The sequence below is a fragment of the Neisseria sp. P0021.S005 genome (assembly GCF_051956955.1).
On the sequence record NZ_JBQCWY010000540.1, the window covers coordinates 1 to 2,107 of the forward strand.

Consider the following 2,107-nt stretch of genomic DNA (forward strand, 5'->3'; position numbering starts at 1 on the left):
GGCAACCGATATTGCGCGGCTTGGTATTGACTTTTCGCCCGAAAAAAAGCGCGCATGCCTATGAAAAAGTTTGGTTTAAAGAAGGTTCGCCGCTTGAGGTTTACACACACCGCCAAGCAGAAGCCCTAGCCAAACATTTGCCCGATGTCATCGTCCGTCATGCCATGACTTACGGCAATCCAAGCGTTGCCGATGTTTTGGCGGAACTCAAAGCCCAAGGCGTGGGCAAATTGCTGGTCATCCCGCTCTATCCGCAATATGCCGGCTCTTCTACTGGCGCGGCTTTGGATAAAGTGTTTCAAGAGTTATTGCTGCAACGCAACCAAATGAGCGTCCGCACTGTCTCCCGTTATTACGACGATGCCGCCTATATTCAAGCCATGAAGCAGCATATTGAAGCCTATTGGGCCCAAAACGGACGCGGCGAAAAACTGATGTTGAGTTTCCACGGCATTCCGCAAAAGCATCACGACGACGGCGACCCCTATCCTGACGAGTGCCACCATACTGCCAAACTGTTGGCGCAAGCATTGGGCTTGTCCGAACAAGAATATATCGTTTCTTTCCAAAGCCAGTTTGGCAAATCCCAATGGATCAAGCCCAGCACGCAAGCCCTGTTTGATCAGCTGCCGAAACAAGGCACGACCAAACTCGACGTATTCTGCCCCGGCTTCCTGGCCGACTGCCTCGAAACCATGGAAGAAATCGCCATTATGGGACGCGAACAATTCCACGCCGCAGGCGGCAAAGAATACCGTTACATCCCCTGCCTCAACGATTCCGCCGACTGGATTGCCGCACTTGCACAATTAAGCCGGGCTAATCTGCAAGGCTGGATTTGACCTAAACCAAAGGCCGTCTGAAAAATCCACTTTCAGACGGCCTTTAGCGTTATCATCAAGCTATTAAAACGCAAACCAAGCGTGTAGCCATCAAAAATACTACTCAAAAAGGAACACATCATGACTGCACTCCGCACTATCCTGCTCCTTCTGACCGCACTCAGCATCCCAACCGCTTTTGCCGCCGATGCCACACTGATGAGCAAAGGACAAAAGATTTACGAAACCAACTGCGCCGCCTGCCACGGCAAAAAAGGTGAAGGCCGGGGTGCCATGTTCCCGCCTTTATTCCAGTCCGACTATATCAATAAAAAACCGCAAGTGCTGTTGCAAAGCATGACCAAAGGCATCAACGGCCCGATTAAAGTAAACGGCAAATCCTACAACGGCTTTATGCCTTCTACTGCCATCAATGATGCCGATGTTGCCGCCGTTGCCACTTACATCATGAACGCCTTCAATAATGGCGGCGGTACAATTACTGAAGCAGATGTCAAAAAATCTCACGGGAAAAAATAAAACGTCTCTCCCCTAAGGGCCGTCTGAACATTTCAGACGGCCTTTTCGATATGGAACACATTCTTATTTCCATATTTATGGTTACGCAACATCAACAAACATACGCAAAAAACCGTCAAATCAAAAAAAGCATATGCGTTTTGTGTTAAAGTAAACATTATTTAGCGGCTGTTTTGCGTCCAGGCCGTCTGAAAGGTTTTATGTCATGAACTTTTTCCGCAAGACTGTTTTATTTCTAGTCGTCCTCTCCATATTTGCCGCCTGCGGCTCATTTATTTCCCAATACGTTTTGGGCATGAACCCGTGCGTATTGTGTATCCTGCAACGCTTGTGCGTATTGGCAGTCGGGCTGTTGGCCATTGTTACGGCATTCAGCTCGCAATCTTCCAAATTTGCCCGCTCACTCTCGGCATTGTTGATTGCCGCCCCGGCCGTTTACGGCGCCGGTGTCGCCGCCTATCAAATTTGGCTGCAAAGCCTGCCGCCCGGCACCGCCCCTTCTTGCGGCGCACCTTGGACCTTCCGCCTGCGCGACTGGCCTTTGTTCGATTGGTTTGAACCTATCGTCCGCGGCTTTGGCAACTGCGCCGAGCCGGACTATCTATTCGGCGTCGCCCTACCGGTGTGGAGTATTTTGTATTTCAGCTTCGTGGTATTGCTGCTGCTTTGGGCTTGGTTGAAAACCAGAAAAATCTGATTGGTTTCGATATAAAAAGGCCGTCTGAAATTTCAGACGGCCTTTTGTT

3 protein-coding genes are annotated in these 2,107 nt (G+C 49.9%); all 3 read left to right on the top strand.

The window, feature by feature from the left end; genetic code table 11:
- Positions 1–842: ferrochelatase (gene hemH / locus ACTHUE_RS16590; protein WP_440424018.1), on the top strand; the 842-nt coding region annotated here is incomplete at its 5' end.
- Between the two features lie 120 nt (positions 843–962).
- Positions 963–1,361 (top strand): c-type cytochrome, encoded by a 399-nt coding sequence (locus ACTHUE_RS16595; RefSeq protein WP_070695358.1) that lies wholly within the window; start codon positions 963–965, stop codon positions 1,359–1,361.
- A gap of 205 nt (positions 1,362–1,566) precedes the next feature.
- Complete coding sequence (locus ACTHUE_RS16600) at positions 1,567–2,058, top strand: disulfide bond formation protein B (RefSeq protein WP_039864291.1); 492 nt, start codon at positions 1,567–1,569, stop codon at positions 2,056–2,058.
- Positions 2,059–2,107: the final 49 nt, after the last annotated feature.